14 protein-coding genes are annotated in these 17,785 nt (G+C 73.3%); 4 read left to right on the top strand and 10 right to left on the bottom strand.

Translation table 11 applies throughout. From position 1 onward, the window contains the following. Positions 1-492: 492 nt before the first annotated feature. Both ACIQ87_RS38360 and ACIQ87_RS38355 read right to left on the bottom strand, forming a co-directional pair. Positions 493-2,091 (bottom strand): alpha/beta hydrolase, encoded by a 1,599-nt coding sequence (locus ACIQ87_RS38360; RefSeq protein WP_402416555.1) that lies wholly within the window; start codon positions 2,089-2,091, stop codon positions 493-495. Between the two features lie 261 nt (positions 2,092-2,352). Continuing rightward, on the bottom strand, positions 2,353-3,375 hold the full coding sequence (locus tag ACIQ87_RS38355; RefSeq protein ID WP_402416552.1) for a phospholipase: 1,023 nt from the start codon (positions 3,373-3,375) through the stop codon (positions 2,353-2,355). Positions 3,376-3,878: 503 nt separating this feature from the next. Here ACIQ87_RS38355 and ACIQ87_RS38350 point away from each other — a divergent pair. Further along, positions 3,879-4,262, top strand: coding sequence for a peptidase inhibitor family I36 protein (locus tag ACIQ87_RS38350; protein ID WP_402416550.1), 384 nt, complete (start codon positions 3,879-3,881; stop codon positions 4,260-4,262). A gap of 89 nt (positions 4,263-4,351) precedes the next feature. Here ACIQ87_RS38350 and ACIQ87_RS38345 read toward each other — a convergent pair whose 3' ends face one another. Then, positions 4,352-5,722: a (5-formylfuran-3-yl)methyl phosphate synthase gene (locus ACIQ87_RS38345; RefSeq protein ID WP_402416547.1), complete on the bottom strand. Its 1,371-nt coding sequence runs from the start codon at positions 5,720-5,722 to the stop codon at positions 4,352-4,354. 267 nt (positions 5,723-5,989) lie between these two features. On the opposite strand from ACIQ87_RS38345, the gene ACIQ87_RS38340 reads away from it, so the two are divergent. After that, entirely contained in the window at positions 5,990-8,293 is a 2,304-nt protein-coding gene (locus tag ACIQ87_RS38340; RefSeq protein WP_402416544.1) for an HAD-IIB family hydrolase, read from the top strand. Between the two features lie 74 nt (positions 8,294-8,367). Here the strand turns inward: ACIQ87_RS38340 and ACIQ87_RS38335 are convergent, their stop codons facing one another. The 5 genes from ACIQ87_RS38335 to ACIQ87_RS38315 all read right to left on the bottom strand — a co-directional run bounded on the left by ACIQ87_RS38335 (position 8,368) and on the right by ACIQ87_RS38315 (position 12,625). Further along, positions 8,368-8,952 carry a hypothetical protein gene (locus ACIQ87_RS38335; protein ID WP_402416542.1) on the bottom strand — a complete coding sequence of 195 codons (585 nt, stop codon included), beginning with the start codon at positions 8,950-8,952 and terminating at the stop codon, positions 8,368-8,370. Beyond that, positions 8,949-10,343 (bottom strand): hypothetical protein, encoded by a 1,395-nt coding sequence (locus tag ACIQ87_RS38330; RefSeq protein ID WP_402416539.1) that lies wholly within the window; start codon positions 10,341-10,343, stop codon positions 8,949-8,951. Before ACIQ87_RS38330 ends, ACIQ87_RS38335 begins: the two co-directional genes overlap by 4 nt. Further along, positions 10,340-11,149, bottom strand: a complete 810-nt coding sequence (locus ACIQ87_RS38325) for an ATP-binding cassette domain-containing protein (RefSeq protein WP_402416537.1) — start codon at positions 11,147-11,149, stop codon at positions 10,340-10,342. Before ACIQ87_RS38325 ends, ACIQ87_RS38330 begins: the two co-directional genes overlap by 4 nt. Before the next feature lie 44 nt (positions 11,150-11,193). Then, on the bottom strand, positions 11,194-12,021 hold the full coding sequence (locus ACIQ87_RS38320; RefSeq protein WP_402416534.1) for a zf-HC2 domain-containing protein: 828 nt from the start codon (positions 12,019-12,021) through the stop codon (positions 11,194-11,196). Positions 12,022-12,094: 73 nt separating this feature from the next. Next, on the bottom strand, positions 12,095-12,625 hold the full coding sequence (locus tag ACIQ87_RS38315; protein WP_392884269.1) for an RNA polymerase sigma factor: 531 nt from the start codon (positions 12,623-12,625) through the stop codon (positions 12,095-12,097). 385 nt (positions 12,626-13,010) lie between these two features. Between ACIQ87_RS38315 and ACIQ87_RS38310 the strand changes: the two genes are divergently transcribed. After that, positions 13,011-13,565 carry a TetR/AcrR family transcriptional regulator gene (locus ACIQ87_RS38310; protein ID WP_402416532.1) on the top strand — a complete coding sequence of 185 codons (555 nt, stop codon included), beginning with the start codon at positions 13,011-13,013 and terminating at the stop codon, positions 13,563-13,565. 190 nt (positions 13,566-13,755) lie between these two features. Here the strand turns inward: ACIQ87_RS38310 and ACIQ87_RS38305 are convergent, their stop codons facing one another. Further along, a complete protein-coding gene (locus tag ACIQ87_RS38305) occupies positions 13,756-15,816 on the bottom strand; it encodes a phosphocholine-specific phospholipase C (protein ID WP_402416530.1) in 2,061 nt (686 codons plus the stop codon). Positions 15,817-16,057: 241 nt separating this feature from the next. Continuing rightward, positions 16,058-17,263, bottom strand: a complete 1,206-nt coding sequence (locus ACIQ87_RS38300) for an MFS transporter (protein ID WP_402416527.1) — start codon at positions 17,261-17,263, stop codon at positions 16,058-16,060. A 127-nt stretch (positions 17,264-17,390) separates the two neighbouring features. Between ACIQ87_RS38300 and ACIQ87_RS38295 the strand changes: the two genes are divergently transcribed. Continuing rightward, the gene (locus tag ACIQ87_RS38295; RefSeq protein ID WP_402416525.1) at positions 17,391-17,783 is read left to right on the top strand and encodes an ArsR/SmtB family transcription factor; all 393 of its coding nucleotides are present in this window, start codon (positions 17,391-17,393) and stop codon (positions 17,781-17,783) included. Positions 17,784-17,785: the final 2 nt, after the last annotated feature.

The raw sequence follows: 17,785 nt of genomic DNA, 5'->3' as shown, positions 1-17,785 counted from the left end.
ACGCTTCCTTCGGACCGCCTTCCAGCGGGCCCTCCGGGCTTCGTTCTTTCGTGTTTCCAGCTTATCAGATGTTTTCCGCTCCGTTTCCGGGGCTTTCCACTTCCGATTTGCCGGTGTCGCCCGGCGCTTGCGCTCCGTTCGACGTTTCAAACCTTAGCCGAGCTCTGCTCAGAAAAGCGAATCGGCCACAATCCGATTAAATGAACACGCCACATTCAGACCAGGCCGTATCTGCCCATGACAGATCCGCCCCAGCCCGAGCCGGGAAGTGTTGGTTCAAGGGATTGGCCGCCCCGGGACCGTCCGCGCCGATGCGTGTCCGGTGCTCCCATTCGAGCGACTGGGAGACAGTACTCCTCCTCGGCGCCCGAGACAAACGCCCTGTGCCGAGGGCCGTCGGCGCCGTGGAAGCGGAGCGAGTCGGCCTTCGACGGTGTGCCGCACGTCCTGCGGCACACCGTCGAGGGCGCCGGTCACTTCCCGTTCACCGCCTCACGGGCGGGCGGCGATGCAGTCGGTGTCCTGGGCGGGCAGGACGCCGTCCAGGAGGTAGCGGTCGACGGCCGCGTCGACGCAGGCGTCCCGCGGCGCGAACATGCCCGCGTAGACGGTGTGGTGGAAAGCTCCGCGCAGGGTGACGAGGCGGGAGCCGGTCAGGGCCCGGTGGGCGGAGAGCTGGCCGGCGCGGGTCGCGGCCGGGTCGCCGTCGGCGCCCACCAGCAGGACGGGTACGGCGTTGCGCACCCGGGTGGGCGGTTCGGCGGGCTGCGCGGGCCAGAAGGTGCAGGGGGTGAGGTTGCGGGTGAGCGGGCCGAACAGCGGCTCGTCGGCGCGGTGGGCCTGGACGTCCCGGTAGTAGGCGAGCGGGTCGCGCGAGGCGGCGCGGTCCGCGCACATGATCGCGGTCTGCACGGCGGCGGACCCGCCCGTGTCGGGGGCCTCCAGGCCGGTGAGCACGGCCTCCAGCAGCGCGGTCGGCTCGGCGGTCCGGCCTTCGGCGGCGTCGACCAGGACGCGCACCAGGTCGGCGAACTCGGTGTAGGCGGCGGTGTCGTCGCCGGCCGACACCGTCCACAGCACCTGCGGCAGGGTGCGGGCGTCGACCCGGTGGGTGCCGACCGTCAGCGGGGCCCGCTCGGTCTGCCGGCGCACCCGCTCCACCGCGGCCAGCACCCGGGTGGTGCTGGTGCCCAGGTGGTGGCGGTCGTCGTGGCGGGCCGTCCACTCCGCCCACGCGGTGAGCGCGGCGTCCATCGCGGGGCCCTGGGTGGCGGTCAGGTCGGGGCCGAAGCGGTCGGGGTCCAGGGCGGCGTCGAGCACCGCCCGGCCGACCCGCTCGGGAAACAGCTGCAGGTACACCTCACCGAGGTAACTGCCGTAGGAGGAACCGAGGTAGGCGATGGTCGGCTCGCCGAGAACGGCGCGCACCAGGTCCATGTCCCGGGCGGTTTCGCGGGTGGAGAGGTGTGGCAGCACGTCGCGGTACGGCGCGCAGCGGGCGGCCAGGTCCCCGGCGAGTGCGGCGGACCGCTCGAAGGTCGCGAGGGTGGGGCCGGCCGACCCCGGGCCGCCGGCGGGCCAGCCGCAGTCGAGCGGGGTGCTGGCGCCGACGAAGCGCGGGTCCATGGCGACGATGTCGTAGCGGGCGGCGAGGGCGGGCGCGGCCCGGCTCAGGGCGAGGCCGAGGTGCCGGGCGGGGACGCCCGGGCCGCCCGGGTTGTAGAAGAGGGCACCCAGGCGGTGGGCGGGATCGGTGGCGGGCAGCCGGGAGAGGGCGACGCTCAGGGTCGGGCCGTCCGGTCGGCGGTGGTCGAGCGGGACGGTGACCTCGGTGCAGCGGGCGCCGGCGTCGTCGAGCTCGGCGCCGGCGGTGTCCTGCGGGCCGGTTCGGCACGGGTGCCAGGCCGGCTGTTGACGGCGCAGCGCGGCGAGCGGGTCGACGGCGTCGACACCGTCGCCGGTCGCCCGGGCCTGGCCGGTCACGCCGGCCGCGCCGGAGACGCGGCCGCCGTCCGCCACGGCGGACGGCGCGGTGAGGAGGGTCAGGGCCAGCGCCGCCAGGGCGGCGGCCGGCTTGGCGGCGCGGATCACGATGGTTCCCCTCGGGTGTTCGGCAGGCCGTCGGGGCGACGCTAGGCGGCCCGGCCGACCGGGCACATCCACCGAAGGTACCGGTCGACGGCGCCGAACTGCGCCTTCCGGTCTACGACTTCAGGATCACACCCCCGGGTGCCGCGTTCGGCCCGGGGGTGTGGGCGAGAAGCCCGGGGGTGTGGGCGAGAAGGCGGAACCCCCGGGTGGGCGCCCGGCCGAGCCACCGCGCCGCCCTCCCGGTTCGCCCCTCCGGGCTGCCTACCTGAACAGGCGGTCGCCGGCGGTGGCCATGCGGTGGGTCCCGCTGTGGCGGTTCACCCAGTCGCGCACGAGGTTGACGGCGTTGGCGCACTGCCAGCTGTTGTCGTACTCCCGCACGCCGGTGAAGGCGCCGTAGCCCGCGATGATGCCGTCCACCTGCGCGTCGCCCAGCAGCTTGTCGACGTACCACGGGTCGTTGTAGGTGGTCGTCCAGGAGAGGGTGGCCGCGAGCCGTCCGGCGGCCCGGTCGGCTGCTCCCTTCTTCAGTTCCGCGCAGGTGTTGTAGGTGGCCTCCGTGCAGTTGCCGAAGCCCTTGGTGATGTCGCTGTCGCCGTAGTCCATCGCCCGGCGGCCGGCCGGGAATCCGGCGCCGGACTTGGCGAAGGCGCTCTGCACCTGGTCGCGGGTGCCGGTGGTGGTGATGCCCTCCAGCGGGCCGAGCTTGCCTTCCAGGCTCTTCCAGCCGCGGCCGCCGACGTCCGGGGTGCTGCCCCCGTGGTACTCGTAGAAGCCGTAGAGCACCTGGATGCCGGCGGCCGTCAGCCGCTGGGCCTTGTCGCGCAGTCCGGCGACGCTGCAGGTGCGGTTCGGCTCCTCGCCGCAGTAGTTGGGGTCCTTGATGTCCAGCCAGACCAGCGACAGCCGGCGGCCCGCGTTGGCGTTGGCGTTGGAGAGGATGCGGTCGAGCATGCTGTCGAAGCTGGGGCCGAGCCGGTTCTCGCCGGCCGAGGAACAGTCGTGGTAGGCGCGCCACTCGTTCGGGTTCCACCAGGCACAGACGTCGATCTCGATGGCGTTGGCGCCGTGGTCGATCGCGGCGTCCACACCGTCCAGGGTGTCGACCCGGTGCGCGATGGCGTAGATCGGGTGCCGCTGGTCGGCGGCGGCGGCCGCCGTGGTGGTGGTGGTGGTGGCGTACGCCGTGCTGCCGTACACCGTGGTGCCGATGATCCCGCAGAGCGCCGCGGTGAGGGCCGGCAGCATCCGCACCTGCGCACCGCGCCGGTGGTGAGTCGCCACGAGGGTGCTCCTTCTCGTCGATGTAGCAGTTGTCTGCGTCCTGACAATCGATATCACCAACTGTCCGTTGACGTACGGTCAATGGGCACTGAACGAGGATGCGCACAAGGTCCGCACATCGGTCGGGTACGGCCGGATCCGGCGGGTGGGCATCGACGTGGTGGCGGTCGGGGCACCCGCGGCGCCCCTCCGCCGTCGAACAGACGGCCTCCTCCCCCGCCCCAGCCGCCTCACCCGGACCACCGTCCCGGCGAGCGCCCGCGGAGTCGAATCCCCGCCCGACCCGCGACCAGGTGCCCGAGGCCCGTTTCCGTCATTTCTTCGCATACGCAGCTGTCCGCTGCCACGGCATGAAATTCTGAACTGGCCGCCGGGTGAAGGCCCCGGCGAGGGCGAGGCACCGGTATGCCCGTTCCGGCCTTCCCGCGCCCCCCGCTCACCCGGAAGCGTTCGATCGAACCGCTCGATCGAACCGCTCTGTCGAATCGCCCGAAGGAGACGTCATGTCCGTCGTTCGCAGGCTGCTGCTCACGGCCGCGGTCCTCGCCACCACCGTGGTCGTCGCCCCCGCCTCCTCCGCCCAGCCCGTCACCCTCTCGGCCTCCCACTCCGCCGCCACCAACCCCCTCGCCCGCCAGCCCAGCTTCCACGCCTTCAGCGACACCGGCTTCTCGGGCGCGGACCGGTGGTTCTCCGGCAACGACGGGGCCTGCACCTACGTCGGCGACAACTGGAACGACCGGATCCGCTCCGCCCGCACCGAGGGCGGCGACCGGGTCGAGCTCTGGGACAACTACGACTGCACCGGGGGGTCGATCACCATCGACGCCACCGGCTACCGCAGCATCGGCGCCTGGGTCAGCGCCTACCGCGCCCACCTCGGTTAGGGCCTGTCCTCGAAACTCGCGGCTCCCCCACGGCACCGCGACGGCGGCTCGTCGACCCGGACAACGGTCGGCGAGCCGCCGCCCGGTACTCAGGAGAGCCGGGAGAGCACCCCGTAGGCGTCGGCCGAGTACCCGGCGAGGTCGGGGTGGCGCTTGAACAGACCCGCCACGTCGTCGAGCGCCCCGGGTTGCTCCGCCATCCGCTGCGGCACCACCAGTCGGCTGCCCTGCTCGGGCGGGACCAAGCCGCTCACCAGGGTGCGGCGGACGGTCCGCTCGTGCCGGGTGCCGCGGCCGGTACCGCCGTACGGGTCCCGGGCCAGGGCGCTGACGCCGCCCCGGGCGGAGAGCTGGTCGAGCTCCGGGACGAGCCGCCAGACCTGCTGGGCCTGGTGGCTCTGCAGCGAGCCGGCCAGGTTCGCCTCCATTCCGTGGGCGTGGCAGAGCTCCACGAAGAACCTGATCTCCTCCAGCGAGAGGATGCCGGCCCTGGTCAGACCGTGCCGGTCGGTGTCGTGGCGGTCGAGGTCGACGAGCTCCGGGCTGCCCGCGGTGGAGACCAGGCCGATCCGGGCGACCTTCAGCAGGATGCTGGTGTCCACCATGATCGCGTCGGCCCCGGCCGCCGCGCTGGCCTCGACCATCGTGCGGATCGCCTCCCGATCGGTGCGACGGCCCGCCGTCAGGCCGTAACTCCCATGGGCGAAGGGCTCGTTGACGGCGACGAAACCGCCGGCCGAGTCCGCGGGCAGGGCCCCGGACGCCCGCAGTTCGACCAGGTCCGGCCTGCGACTGCCGAACAGCGGCCCGCCGTGCGCGTCGAGCAGCGCGTCCGCGTACTCGGCGAGGTCGAACGCCCCGGGCGTGGACGACTCGCACGGGTAGTACTCCCGCAGGCCCACCAGGGCGCGCCGCACCTGTGGCAGGGCCTTGCGGGCGTCCCACAGGTCGAGGTCCTGCGCGAACAGCACGGACATCACCCGGGTGTGCGACAGCTGCTCGGTCCGGCGCAGCGTCGACGTGATCTCGCCGAGCACGTCGGCCAGTTCGCCGGCCCGCATGCCGTCGAGGCCGACCTTGACGATCCCGCAGGGATGCACCCGGGTGCCCATCGCCAGGGCGACGCCGAGGGCCGCCTGCGATGCCTTGCCGATCCGCTCGTAGGCCGACTTGGGCAGGGCGAGCCCGTTCTCCGCGCGCCGGAAGAGCAGTTGGTCCTCACCGATGTTGGTGCTCAGCTGGACGGGCAGGTCCCGCCGGGCGGCCAGCACCGCGTCCGCGATGTCCATGATCCGCCGCGGCTTGATCGTCCCGAGAGCGCTGCGCGGATCCTCGCTGTCGATGATCCGCGCGCCCCCGAGGACCGCCTCCCGTGCCTCCTGCGGGTCGAAGACGCTGACCAGCAGCCGTCGATCCGCCCCGACCTCGCCGGGCATGCCGGGTATTCCGATAATCGACACCGCTCCCCCTCCGAGAACTGACCGTCTGTTCGGGGGCCAGTCTCGACCGGTGGAAGACCGCTGCCGACCGATCGATGACCGACCGCCACTCGAAGGAGTGAATCCGCTTGACAACCGACCAACCGGTCAACGTGAACCGTCAACGGCCGGGTGGATCAAGCGGGTTGACCCGGTCATCCGCTCGTCGCGCGCGGGCCGGCGTTCGGATGGACATTCATGTGATGTGAACACTTCACCACGCGACGTGATCGTGTTAGCGTCCCTCGGATGTCGAGGATTCTGGTCACCGATCTGGACGGCACCTTACTCGGCGGCACCCGGGACGACCGGCGCCGGTTGCGCGACGCCCTGGCCCGTCACCCCGAGGTGACCCTGGTCTTCGCCACCGGGCGCGCACTGGCCTCCGTCCGGGAGGTCCTCCGCGATCCGCTCGTCCCGCGGCCCCGGTGGATCATCGCCGACGTCGGCGCCACCGTCCTCGACGGCTCGGACTTCACGCCGGTGGACCCGGTGCAGGAACACCTGCGGACCGGCTGGCCGGGACCGGACCGGGTGCGCGCCGCGCTGCGCCGCTTCCCCGCGCTCGGCTACCAGCACGGCGTCGTCCAGGACGGGCGCTGCTCCTACCACCTCGCCCCCGAGCGGCTCACCGTCGAACTCACCGCGGCCGTCGAGGCACTCGGCTGCACCTGGGTCTACTCGGCGAACCGTTTCTTCGACGTCCTTCCGGCCGGGGCCTCCAAGGGCAACGCCCTACGGGCCCTGGCCGGGAAGCTGGGCTGGAAGCCCGAGGAGATCCTCGTCGCCGGCGACTCCCTCAACGACCTCTCGCTGTTCCGGGCCGGTACGCACGCGGTGGTCGTCGCCGGAGCCGAACCCGCGCTGCTCTCCGCCCTCGCCGACAACCCGCGGCTGCACCGCCCCGGCCGGGCGGGCGCGGCGGGCATCCACGCGGCACTCCGGGAGCTCGGCTGGCTCTCCCCCGAGCCCGAGCCCGAGCCCGAGACCAAGGCCGAGACCGAGACCGAACCCGGGTCCAGCCCCGGTCCCACCCGCTCCGCCGTCGAACGCGGTCCGGGCCGGCACTCCCTCGTGGTGGCCTACCACCGCCCGCCGCTGCACTGGAACGGCGAGAGCTGGCAGCCGCCCAGCAGCCCCAACGGCATCCTGCCCACCCTGACCAGCGCCTTCACCGACGGCCTGCCGGGCGTCTGGGTCACGGCCCAGGTCGGCGACCAGCCGCCCGACGGCCCTCCCGACGGCCCTCCCGAGGGCCCGCGCGGCGACGCGTACGGCGCCTCGCACGGCAGCACGCACCGCCACGACCGACCGCGTCCCACCGGGCTGCCGCTCTCCCCCGTACCGCTCGACGCGGACACCTGGACCGGCTACTTCCACCGCGCCTGCAAGGAGACGCTGTGGCCGGTCCTGATGTCCGAGCCCGGCCGGTCGGTGTTCGACGAACGCGCCTGGGCCGACTACCGCGCGGTCAACGAGCGCTTCGCCCGCCACATCGGCGCCCAGGCCGCGCCCGGCGCCACCGTCTGGCTCCACGACTACAACCTCTGGCTGGTCCCCGGCCTGCTGCACCGCGCCCGGCCCGACCTCAGGACGGGGATCTTCCACCACACCCCCTTCCCGGCCCCGGAGGTCTTCGCCACCCTCCCGGTCGCCGCCGAACTGCGCGACTCCCTGGCGCGCCTCCACTGGGCGGGCTTCCACACCGAGGACTTCGCCGAGAACTTCCGCCGGGCCCTGGCCGGCCTGCCCGATCCGCCGCGCACCGGCGTCCACCCGCTCGGGGTCGACCGGCCCGCCATCGAGAAGCTCGCCGTCGAGAGACACGCCCGCCTCCGCACGCCTCTCCCCGATCCGGCCGCCGGCCGGGTGGTGCTCTCGGTCGAGCGTCTCGACTACGCCAAGGCGCCGATCCAGAAGGTGGAGGCCGTCGACCGGCTGCTCACCCGCAGGCCCGGACTGCGCGGCCGGCTCACCTTCCGGCTGGTCTGCCCGCCGCCCGAGCCGGGCATCACCGCCTACGACACCACCCGCCGGCGGCTCGAACAGCGCGTCGCCGAGGTCAACGCCCGCTGGCGGCAGGGCCCCTGGCAACCGGTCGACCACCTGCCGCGCGCCCTGTCCACCACCGAGGTCGTCGACGCCTACCTGACGGCGGACGTGCTCTGGGTGACCTCGCTCCAGGACGGGATGAACCTCACCGCCAAGGAGTTCATCGCCGCCCGGTCCACCCTCCCGCGCCCCGAGCCCGCACCCGGCGTCCTGGTGCTCTCCCGTCACGTCGGCGCCGCGGCCGAACTCGGCGGGCCCGCCCTGCTCACCGACCCGCACTCCCTAGAGGACCTCGCCACCGTCCTGGCCCGCGCCCTCGACCTCACCCCCGCCGAACGCCGGGCCCGCATGGAGCGGCTCGCCGAACTCCTCGGCCGGGAGCGCCCGGCGGACTGGGCCGCCCGGATCGTCGCCGCCATCCGGAACCACCCCGCCGAGGTCGGTCCGCCGAGGGCCCGGCCCACCGCCACCCCGCGCCCGCAGACCGCGGGGTGGACCTGAGCGGGGTGGCCCCGATCCGCAGCTCGCCGTCGAACCCGCCCGGATCCGGACGGGCTCGACGGCCGGCGGACCCGTCAGCGCCGCGGGCCGGACACGGCGTACAGCGTGCCGCCGATCACCAGCAGTGCCACCGCGGTCCAGGTGGACGCCGCCGTGCCGGGGGGAGAGGTCATCCAACCGACCGCCCTCCCCACGGTGCTGGGCGGCAGTGGCGGAACGAGGACGGTGAACGCGAGCCAGGCGGTCGGCAGCGTCCAGGCGAGATGCGCCCCGCAGAGCACCGCCCCGAGCGCGGCGAGGCCGACCAGGCCCGCGGTGTCCCGGACGACGACCTCGGTGGGGACGAACCTCGGGCCCACCGCCTGGACCGCCAGCAGTGCCCCACCGGCGACCGCGCCGACCAGCACCGCGTGCACCGCCCGGCGGGGCACCCACCGGATCGAGGCCGTCCGGTCCAGTGCGGGGTCCTGACCGCCGAACCCGACGGAGCCGGCCGCCACACCGGCGGCGAGCACGAAGAACGCGGTCGGGTCCATCACGTCCGGCGCACCCGTGGCGTCGCCCCGGACGAAGGCCCACACCGCCGACGCGAGAAGGGTGACCGCCGCGGCGGACACGGGCATCTGACGTGAACGCGCGTACAGCATCAGCCACCTCATCGCGACCCACCCGCCGCGGGCAGCTCGCGCAGGCTCGCCGTGCAGGAGAGGGCGGCGGCGCGCAGCCCGGCGATCCGCGAGCGTTGCTCGGCCGGCGCCAGCGCCTTCAGCTCCTGCCAGGCGGCGTCGGCCTCCGCCCAGGTCCTGCGCGAGTACTCGTCGGTGCCCTTCTCCTCCATCGGCTGGAGGGTGGCGTCACCGAGGGCCCAGCTCACGGCGATGCTCCGCAGCGCGACGTCGTCCTGTCCTCCGCCCTCCCGGGAGGTCCTGGGGTGGCAGCTCGGTGCCAGCCCCTCGGCGACCAGCGCGCGGGTCAGGTCCCGGCCGGTCGCGTCGACGAACAGCTGGTCGTCGAAGTCGACCAGCACCGCGTCGCCGCGGAGGGAGCGGGGATCGCCGAACGCGCGCAGTTCGGTGTCCTGTCGCACCGAGGTCGGCGCCCTGTCGCCCAGGACGTCGTGCAACACGCTCAGTGCCTCCCGGCCGCGCGGCGCGAGCTCGGCCAGGTGCGACCGGCTCGCCTCGGTCACGCACACCGGCCCGTCGCAGACCGGGGCAGCGGCGGCCCTGTCGACGACGTAGGTGTCACGTGCGGCGGCCGGCAGGACCAGCAGGGCCACGGCCGCGCCGGCCAGGGCGGGGGTCACCGCGAGCAGCCGGGCCCGGCGGGTGACGGCGGCCAGCAGCGCGAGGCCGGTGGCGAGCAGCCCGAGCAGCCAGATCGTCTGGCCGAGGTGCGTGGAGCCGGACAGGGTCAGCAGCATCTGCCGCGGGTCCCCGGTCACCGGGGACAGCAGGCCCAACCGGTTCGGCCCCCTGGTCGACGGCACCTCCCCTTCGATCCGCACCCGCAGCATGCCCGTCACCGCGAGGCAGGCCACCACCAGGGCCGGCGGGGTGAGGACGAAGGGCAGCGTCCGCGCGACGCCCATGCCGAACACGGCGGCCGCGACGAGTCCCAGGACGGCCACCAGGGAGATCGGCACCCAGCCGAGACCCGTGTAGGTGGTCGGGCCGAGGGCCACCTGTACTCCGCCGACGAGGCTGAGGAGGCCGAAGCCCGCCGCCAGCGCGATCGCGATCGCTCCCGCCGGCACCGCCGCGCGGCGCCAGGCCGGCAGCGGCGTGGTCGCCAGCAGTTCGGTCATCCGCGAGCGGGGTTCACGCAGCCCGTAGACCGCTCCTATGCCGACCACGAGCGGTAGCCAGAAGGCCAGCAGGGAACGGGTCCACAGGGCCATGGTGGTCCACTGGGCCGTCCACCCCGCGGTGCCCCTCCACCAGATCCCGTCGATCAGGAAGAAGACCGCCAGGCTGCCGCCCAGGATGACGGCGCCGGCCCACGGGGCGGCCGAGCGCTTGAGTTCGGTGCGCAGCACACGTCCGTTCACCAGGCGCTCCCCTGCTGTCCGGAGTCGTGGAGCAGTGCCGAGTAGCCGCGCTCCAGGGGGCTGTCGCCCGGGTGCTCGGTGCTGCCCGCGGCGGCCAGCTCGTCCGGGGTGCCCTGGAAGACGAGGCGGCCGGCGGCGAAGAGCACCACGTCGGAGCAGGCGGCCGCGACGTCCTCGACCAGATGGGTGGAGACGACCACGCAGGTGTCGCGGCCCAGTTCGGCCAGCAACTCGCGGAAGCGCAGCCGCTGTGCCGGGTCGAGGCCGGCCGTCGGCTCGTCCAGCAGCAGCACCGTCGGGGAGTTGACGATGGCCTGGGCGATGCCGGCCCGCCGCACCATGCCGCCGGAGAGGGTCTTCATCCGGTGGTCGGCGCGGTCCGCCAGGCCCACCCGTTCCACGGCACGCTGGACGGCTTCGGGGATGTCCTTCTTCGGGACCTCCTTCAACCAGGCCATGTACTCGACGAACTCGCGCACCGTGAAGCGCTTGTAGTAGCCGAAGTCCTGCGGCAGGTAACCGATGCGGCGGCGCAGGGCCCGGTGGTCGCCCATCCCGGCCAGAGAGGTGCCGAGCATCTCCAGTTCGCCCTCGGTGGGGCGCAGCACCGTGGCCAGTGTCCGGATCAGGGTGGTCTTCCCCGCTCCGTTGGGCCCCAGGAGGCCGTGGGCGCCGAGGCCCAGGGAGAGGTCGAGCCCGTCGACGGCCATCCTGCTCCGTCCGACGCGCACCCTCAGGCCGCTGGCCCGGATCTCCCAGGCGTAGGTCTTCGGCGCGGTCTCGGCCGCGCTCGTCACGGGTGTCATGCGGTGGTCCCTTTCAGTGGTGGACACGGGTTGCACAGCGGGTTTCACAGCGCCGAGTAGGCGTTCCTGCGGGCGATCACGGCGCCGGTGCCGAGTGCCAGGAGCAGCCCCCACACCGGCAGCCGGTCCGGCTGCAGGGCGAGTCGCAGCACGTCGGGGACACGGCCGGTGACCGACGCGGGTACCAGCACGACGACGCCCCACGCGGCCGCCAGCCCGACGGCGGCGCGGGTCACCCCGACCACGCTGCCCAGCGCCAGAGCCGTGGAGGTGAAGGCCAGGGAGGGCAGCAGCCACTGCGCGGCCGTCGTGGTCCCGGTCAGCCATCCGCCCAGCAGGAGCACGGGCAGGACCAGCACGAGGACCGAGGTGGTGCGCCTGAGCAGCAGGGGCAGACCGGCCCTGGCGGTGGAAGCGGTCAGTTCGTGTGCCGGGTCCAGGCCGCTCGACCACGACACGGCGACACCGCACAGCGGCAGCACCGGCGCGATCAGCGCCACCGGTGAGGTGCCGCCGAAGACCTCCGGCGGCGCGGCCTCGTCCAGTAGCAGCGCCATCAGGGTGACCACGGCCGTCATGGCCAGCCACGGGGCCATGACCGGCGTCAGCCAGGACGACACCCAGCTCGGGCGGCGCCATCGCGCGGGCGCCGTGACGGCCGCGTCCAACTGCGGTGCCAGACCGGCGCGGACGGTTTCCACCAACGCGGCGATGTCGGGCGCCCCGGTGGCCACTGCGGCCGCCAGGCGGCTGCGGCAGGGCGCGCACGCCTCCAGGTGGGCCTCCAGTGCCCAGACCGTGTCCGCCGCGATCGTCGCGTCGCCGCGCGCGTAGTCGTCGATCAACCGCCCGGAGGCGTGTTCCCCGCTCATGCTCCCACCTCGTTCCGCTCGGCAGGCGCTCCGCACGGCACACACCTCTCGATGACCCGCTTTCTCCGCTCGTTCACGCCAGCGCCTCCCGCATCGCGATCCGGGCCCTGCGGGCACGGGTCTTGACCGTGCCTTCGGGCAGTCTGAGCAGGACGGCGGTCTCCCGGACGGAGAGCCCGTCGAGCACCGTGGCCTGCAGTACCTCTCGGAGTTCCGGCGCCAGCCGTCGCAGGGCGTCGCCGACGTCGCCGCCGACGGACCCGGCGAGCGCCTCCTCCTCCGCGGCGGGCACCACCGCCCGCTCGGCGGCCGCGACCGGCGGTTCGGCGTGGTGGGCACGGCGCCGGAAAGCGTCGACGAGGCGGCGTGCCGCGATCGTCCAGAGCCACCCGACGGCCGTCCCGCCGACCGCGCTCCCGGCGAACGCGCCGGCCGCGCGCCACACCGCGAGGTAGGTCTCCTGCATGACCTCGGCGACGATCTGCTCGTCCGCGCAGCGGCGGCGCAGCCGCACCGCCAGCCACGGCGACGTACGCCGGTACAGCTCGTCGAACGCCCCGCGGTCCCCCTTGGCCACCAGCCGGAGAAGCCGCTCCTCGTCCATGTCGTCCAGTGCTCTCCTGCGTGATCTCACACCAGCCAGACGCGGGATCCGGCACCCGGGTTCTCCGTTCGGTGTGACCTGCGTCACGTGTCGCGCTCCGGCCTTCCGGTCCGCTCCGGCCGCCGCGACCGAGGTCAGCGCGCCGGGCGCCCGGTGGATGCGGAGGTCGGGGGCCCCGGAGCGGGGCCGCCCGTCGGCTTCGCCGCCGTGTCCGGTGGCCGTTCGATCCACTCGCCGGGGTCCGCGCGGCACATCGCGTCGCCGCCGGGACGGCGTGCCTCCCGCCCGGTCGCCTCCGGCTGATCGGCCGGTCGGTGAGCGGGCGGAACCGGCGCCGGCGCCACCGATAGGGTGGTGGATCGTGGCCAGTCGTAAAACGTCGATCATGGAAGCAGCGGCGCGGGTGATCGCGCGGCGCGGGGTGCGCGGGCTGCGGGTGGAGGAGCTCGCCGCCGAGGCGGGGGTGTCCACCGCGCTGATCTACTACCACTTCAAGGACCGCACCGGGATCCTCCGGCAGACACTGGAGTTCATCAACGACCGGGCGGAGCGGTACACGACCGAACGTGCCGAGGACGCTCCGCCGCTGACGCCCCGCGAGGAGCTGGAGCAGACCCTGCTGCTGGAGCTCCAGGACACCACCGAGGTGCGGGAGAACAGCACCGCCTGGGGCGAGCTGCGGGCGAGCGCGGTGTTCGACGAGACGCTGCGCGAGGACCTGGCGCGGGCCACCCGGATCTGGGTGCAGGAGATCGCGGAGCTGCTCGGCGTCGTGCGGCCGATGTCCTCGGCGGTCGCGCTGGCCGGTGCGGCGGAGCGGCTGACCGCGCTGCTGGAGGGGCTGAGCACGCGCTGGCTCAGCGGGAGCCTGCCGCTGGCGCACGCCCGCGGCCTGCTGACCGAGGCGATCGACGTCGAGGTGGCCCGGCTCGGGTCCTGAGACGTACGGACCGCACGGGGGTCGTCACTCTGCGCGGGAATCCCGTCAAGGATGCGTCATCGCGCGCGGCCTGCGGCTCAATGTCCCCGAGGCCGTCCGGCGGCGGACGTGCCGCCTCTGCTTCCTCTGACCGCGCGTGCCGCCGCCCCGGGCACAGGGGTGTGCCCGGGGCGGCGGCGTACGGGGGGCGTCAGTGGGTGAGGATGCCCGGGTCGGAGAGGCCGGGGGCGCCGGTCTCGACGTGGCCGGCGAGCCGGCGCACGAAGTCGGCGGTCGCACCGGAGGTGACGGTGACGTCGTACCAGTTGCGGCAGGCGCTCAGGTCGACGGTGTGGGTGACGGTGGCGCCCCGGCGGACGGTGAGGGTCTGCGGCGTGCCGCCGTAGGCGTTGGTGAGGGTGAGCACGACGTCGGTACCGCCCGCGTTGGTGAGGGTCAGGTCGAGGTTGCCGGTGGCCGGGTTGTGGCGGGCGGTGACCTCGGGCCCGGCGGTCTTGCCGGGGTTGCGGAAGCGGCGCAGGAAGCCGTTGGGGCCGAACACGGTCAGGTCGGTGACGCCACCGGAGTACGCGGTGTTCCAGGCGTCCGCGATCGTCTTGCCGGCCTCCGTGGTGTACGTCCACGGGCCGTCGGTGCGGTTGGGCGAGGTGACCAGGAACTGGCCGCCGGCCGCCGCGCCCGCGCTGAAGGTGAGCCGGTACTTGCCCGTGCCGGTGTCGGCCGCCCCGTCCACGTACGGCGCGTACGCCAGCGGGCGGGTGGGCTTCGCCCCCGGCTCCTGGGTCGGCATGGTGCCGGTGGCGGGCGGGGTGGGCACGTAGTCGGGGTGCCGGTTGCGGTCCGGCGGGGCGTAGCCCGCCGTGGAGGGGAGCGCCGCCGGGGTCGCGTTCGACGCGGTGAAGTCGAAGGCGGAGGTCAGGTCGCCGCAGATGGCGCGCCGCCAGGGCGAGATGTTGGGCTCCAGGACGCCGAAGCGGCGTTCCATGAAGCGGATGATCGAGGTGTGGTCGAAGGTCTCCGAGCAGCTGTAGCCGCCGGTGCTCCAGGGCGAGACGACCAGCATCGGCACCCGCTGGCCGAGTCCGTACGGCCCGGCCGAGTAGCCGATGCTGCCGCCGTAGTAGTCGGCGCCGGTCGCCACGGTGGACAGGCCCTGCGAGGCGGAGGAGGGCGGGAACGGCGGCACGACGTGGTCGAAGAAGCCGTCGTTCTCGTCGTAGGTGATGAACAGCGCGGTCTTCGCCCACACGGCGGGGTTGGACGTCAGCGCGTCCAGCACCTGGGAGACGTACCAGGCACCGTAGTTGGCGGGCCAGTTGGGGTGCTCGGTGAACGCCTCGGGGGCGGCGATCCAGGAGATCTTCGGCAGGGTGCCGGCCTGGACGTCGCGCCGCAGCTGGTCGAACAGGCCGTCGCCCGCCTTGGCGTTGGTGCCGGTGCGGGCCTTGTCGTGCAGCGGGTCGCCCGGCTTGGCGTTGCGGTAGTTGTTGAAGTAGAGCAGCGAGTTGTCGCCGTAGTTGCCGCGGTACGCGTCGCCGATCCAGCCCCAGGAGCCGCCCGCGTCCAGTCCGTCGCCGATGTCCTGGTAGATCCTCCAGGAGACCCCGGCCTTCTCCAGCCGCTCGGGGTAGGTCGTCCAGGTGTAGCCGGCCTCCTGGTTGCCGAGGACCGGACCGTTGCCGGTCACGCCGTTGCCGGTGCAGCCCGTCCACATGTAGTAGCGGTTCGGGTCGGTGGAGCCGATGAACGAGCAGTGGTAGGCGTCGCAGATGGTGAACGCGTCGGCGAGCGCGTAGTGGAAGGGGATGTCGTCGCGGGTCAGGTAGGCCATCGTGGTGGCCGTCTTGGCGGGCACCCACTGGTCGTACCTGCCGCTGTTGAAGGCCTTGTGGCCGCCGGCCCAGTCGTGGTTGAGGTCCTGGACGAACTGCATCCCGAGGTCGCTGACCTGGGGGCGGAACGGCAGCACCTCCCGCTTGAGGGCGTCCGTCTGGTGCCATACCGACTTGCCGCTGGGCAGGGTGACCGGGCGGGGGTCGCCGAAGCCGCGGACGCCCTTCAGCGCCCCGAAGTAGTGGTCGAAGGAACGGTTCTCCTGCATCAGCACGACGATGTGCTCGACGTCCTGGATGGTGCCGGTGCTTCCCTGCGGGGCGATGGACGCGGCGCGCGCGATGCTCTGCGACAGTGACGAGAACGCGACGGTCGCGCCCGCGAGTTGGAGGAACCTGCGGCGGTTCAGCTCAGCCATGGGTGGATTGACCTCTGCATGTCAGGAACGAGGGTGGAGGACGGCGCCCACCAGGACAGCGGGTGCGGGGTACCGTCCGGAGGACCGTTCATGACTGCCCGCCGTACAGCAGAAGAACGCATCGAGTTGTACGGACAAGACCTGGGCGGGGATGTGAGGCGGACACAGGTGGTCCCGTGCGGGTGTGCGGCCGGAGCTCTCCGGCCGCACACACCCGCACGGGACCATCCGGGCCGGGAGGTCAGCTGCCGGCGTCGGCCGCCACGGGCTCGGCCTGCACCGGCGCCCCGACCGGCCGGCGCTGCGCCGCGCGGACGCCGGTGAGCTGGAGGATCAGCCCGAGCAGAGCGGCTCCGGCGGCGAACAGCGGGAGGACGGCGCCGTCCCAGTCGAGGGAGAAGGCGATGCCGCCGAGGCCGGAGCCCACCGCGCTGCCGAGGTAGAGGGCGGACTCGTTCAGCGCGACGGCGACCGGGCCGCCGCGGTCACCGCGGGCCAGCAGCAGGTCGTTCTGCTGCGGGACCTGGAGCGCCCAGCCCACCGCACCCCACACGGCGATGGGCAGCAGGGCGAGCAGCGGGGTGACCGTCGCGGCGGGGCGCAGCAGGGCGAGGGAGGCGGTGAGCAGGACGAGGATGCCGACGACCAGCGAGTACGGGCGCCGGACCCGGTCCACCAGCGGGCCGATGAGGAAGCTGCCGATGACGCCGCCGATGCCCCAGGCCCACAGGTAGGGGGTGATGTTGTCGACGCCGCCCATGACGTCGCTCGCCATGACGGGCGCGAAGTAGGTGTAGAGGCCGAGGCTGGCGACGGCGGCGAGGAAGGACACCCCGACGATGGAGGCGACCCGGGGGTCGGTGACCACCTGGGCGCGCTGACGCAGGGTCACCGAGGTGGTGGCGGGCAGGGCGGGCAGCCGCAGGGCGAGTCCGGCGAAGGAGACGAGGCCGATGGCGGTGACCAGCCACAGCGTGGTGCGCCAGCCGGAGTGCTGGGCGATGAAGACACCGAGCGGCACGCCGATCACGGTGCCGGAGCTCATTCCGCCCATGATCACGGCGAGGGCGCGGCCCCGGCGCTTCTCGTCGACGAGGGACGCGGCGGCCGAGGCGGCGAGCGCGAGGTAGAGACCGGCGCCGACGCCGGCGAAGGCCCGGGCGACCAGCAGCAGGCCGAGCGAAGCGGCGATCGCGCTGCCGGCGTTGGCGAGGGAGAAGACCGCGAGGGAGCCGAGCAGGCCGAGGCGGACCCGCGACGCGGACAGCAGGGTGGCGAAGACGGGCGAGGCGATGGCGTAGGCGAGGGTGAAGGTGGTGACCATCTGTCCGGCGGCCGACACGGAGGCGTGGAAGTCGTCGGCGATGACGGGCAGCAGGCCGGCCGTGACGTAGGCGTCGAGACCGAGCGCGAAGGCTCCGAGTCCGAGGAGGTAGACGAGTTTCACTGGCGCCCCAATGTTTGATAGTCGCGGTACATAGATACATAGTGCGAGGGCGCGGCCCCGCCGCAAGCTCGGCGTCGCTTTTCAGCCATCCGGACCCGGCCTTGATCGGATGTGCGATTCTTGGCGTGTGCGCCGCTACTTCCACCCGGACCCCAAGGACATCCGACTGCCCGCCGTCCTCTTCGCGTTGAGCGACGCGACCAGGCTGGGCATCGTGCTGACCCTGTCCGACGGCAGGGAACACACGGCCGGTGAACTCGGCGGTGACATAGCCAAGTCGACGATGACCCACCACCTGAAGATCCTCCGGGAGGCCGGAGTGCTCTGGGTCCGCTCCGAGGGGACGCGCTGCTACAACTCGCTGCGCACGGCCGACCTGGAGCAGCGCTACCCCGGCCTCCTCGACCACCTGCTCGGCTCCGCCACGCGGGACGGCTACGGGTCCGCCGGCGCCCGCGGCGAGGACCGCCCCGCCCTCCCGGGCGCGGACCGGGCCGGGGCCGCGGCCGGCACCGACTGAAC

Origin of the sequence: Kitasatospora sp. NPDC096204 (genome assembly GCF_044763205.1) — a bacterium.
Lineage (GTDB): Bacteria > Actinomycetota > Actinomycetes > Streptomycetales > Streptomycetaceae > Kitasatospora.
Note: the sequence above shows the minus strand (reverse complement) of the source record. Positions and strands in the feature narration are given on the sequence as shown.